The sequence below is a fragment of the Helicobacter pylori genome (assembly GCF_001998165.1).
Lineage (GTDB): Bacteria > Campylobacterota > Campylobacteria > Campylobacterales > Helicobacteraceae > Helicobacter > Helicobacter pylori_DL.
Genome location: NZ_MTWR01000071.1, coordinates 1 through 1,957, shown reverse-complemented (window position 1 = coordinate 1,957; position 1,957 = coordinate 1). Strand labels below are relative to the sequence as shown.

General features: G+C 39.6%; 2 protein-coding genes and 1 pseudogene. 2 read left to right on the top strand and 1 reads right to left on the bottom strand.

All coding sequences use genetic code 11. From position 1 onward, the window contains the following. On the top strand, positions 1-1,038 hold a 1,038-nt coding region (gene coaBC / locus BZK24_RS07700; protein ID WP_077657070.1), incomplete at its 5' end, for a bifunctional phosphopantothenoylcysteine decarboxylase/phosphopantothenate--cysteine ligase CoaBC. Continuing rightward, entirely contained in the window at positions 1,038-1,775 is a 738-nt protein-coding gene (locus BZK24_RS07695; RefSeq protein WP_077657069.1) for a hypothetical protein, read from the top strand. The genes coaBC and BZK24_RS07695, both read left to right, overlap by 1 nt. A gap of 21 nt (positions 1,776-1,796) precedes the next feature. On the opposite strand, the pseudogene BZK24_RS07690 reads toward BZK24_RS07695, so the two are convergent. Then, positions 1,797-1,957, bottom strand: a pseudogene (locus tag BZK24_RS07690) (thiamine phosphate synthase); the annotation flags it as partial.

Here is a 1,957-nt window from a genome sequence, read left to right as displayed (position 1 = left end):
GTGGTGATGAGTAAGGGCTTGCACCACAACCACATCGCATGCGCTGCTGATGCTGATTTACTCATCTTTGCCCCTTTAAGCGCTAACAGCTTGTCTAAAATCGCTCACGCTTTAGCGGATAATATCGTAAGCGCGACTTTTTTAGCTTGCGCTTCCCCTAAAATCCTAGCCCCTAGCATGAACACTAACATGCTCAATTCCCCTATCACTCAAAGTAATTTAAAACGCTTAAAAGATTCCAACCACATTATTTTAGACACCAAAAACGCCCTTTTAGCATGCGACACTAAAGGTGATGGGGCGATGGCTGAGCCTTTAGAAATCCTTTTTAAAGCCACCCAAACGCTCTTAAAAGACGCTTATTTTGAAAACAGAGAAGTCATAGTCATGGGCGGCGCGAGTATAGAAAAGATTGACAGCGTTAGAGTCATTAGCAATCTTTCTAGCGGGATTCAAGCGAGCGCTTTAGCCCTAGCGTTATATTTTAAGGGAGCGAAAGTGACTTTGATTGCATCAAACTTCCCTACCCCCTTGCCTAAAGAAATCACAAGCGTTTTAGTCAGCGACACCGCTTCTTATGAAAACGCCCTGAATAACGCCGCTAAAAACCTGCAAAAGCATGCCTTAAAAACCCTACTCTTCAATTTAGCCGCCATTAGCGATTATGTGCCTAAAATTTCTTTTAACCATAAGCTTAAAAAAAGCGAAATCGGCGAAACCCTAAACATTGAATGCGTTCAAAATAAGGATTTACTGGCTTCTGTCAATCCTAATCAATTCGTTAAAATCGGTTTTAAAGCCGAAGATGATCAACAAAACGCTATCAAAAACGCTCAAAATCTTTTAAAACCTTCTCAAGATAACGGCAAGGATTGCTCTGTGGCCGCTTTGAATCTCATTAAAGATTCACGCCCTTTTGGCTCATTAGAGAATGAATTGTGGCTTTTTAGCCATAAAAAAACCCAAAAAATCCCTTCTATGAATAAATTAGAAGCGAGTTTTAAAATCCTTGATTTTATCAAAGACAACGCCCTTTAATGCTAGAAGCCCTAAACGCCCTAAACCAGCTTAACGCTCTTCATTCCAAAAACGCCGCGCACCACTTTAACGCCACTTTACCCATTCTTTTAAAGGTTTTAGAAAAACAAGATAAAGATCTTTTTCTTTTGCAAGTGGGTAATAAAATTATCCCCACCAAAAGCGAACAGGAATTGAAAATCAATCAGCCTTATTTTGCGACTATGCAAAAAAATCAGCTGGGCGATATTGTGCTTAAAAATTTAGTGCCTGCCCCAAAAATCTTAGACGCATTGGACGATTTGCCCACCCTTGAAATGAAACAAATCAAAGAAATCTTAAGCGCCAAAGACAATACCCCCCTAAAAGAATACAAAGAGTTTTTGAGCGAAAAATTAATCCATGCTAAAAATTCGCAAGAGTTTTTGAATACAGCCAACATGCTTTTAAGCTTGCAATCGCAGGTTTTAAGCTTTGTGATTGAAAACGAACGCAAAAAAGCTTTTTTGCAGATGAAAGCCAAAAAACAAAGCGTTGATTTTTACGCTCTGTATCCTAACTTGGGCGAAATTGGCGGCGTTATTTATTTGAAGGAAAAAGAAAAACAGCTTTTTTTAAAAACCACCCTCCAAAGGACTAAAGAAGTTTTAAAAGAGGCTCAAAACACCCTTTTAGGCTTTTCTTTTGTGGAAATTGTGTGCGAAAAAACCCCCATGCTTTTTGCTTTTGAAGAGCGCTTATTGGACACACTAGGGTAGAAAAATTTTCGTTGTGGGATTTTAGAATCCCTCACGCATTTTTAAAAGTGTTTCAACCGCTAAGGCTTTATCTTTGGCTTGCGTGATCGCGCTAATGACTGCGATACCGCTGAATTTTTGCAATTTTGAAGCGTTATCTGTCGTGATGCCTCCAATCGCTATAAGGGGTTTTTTCACCCCGC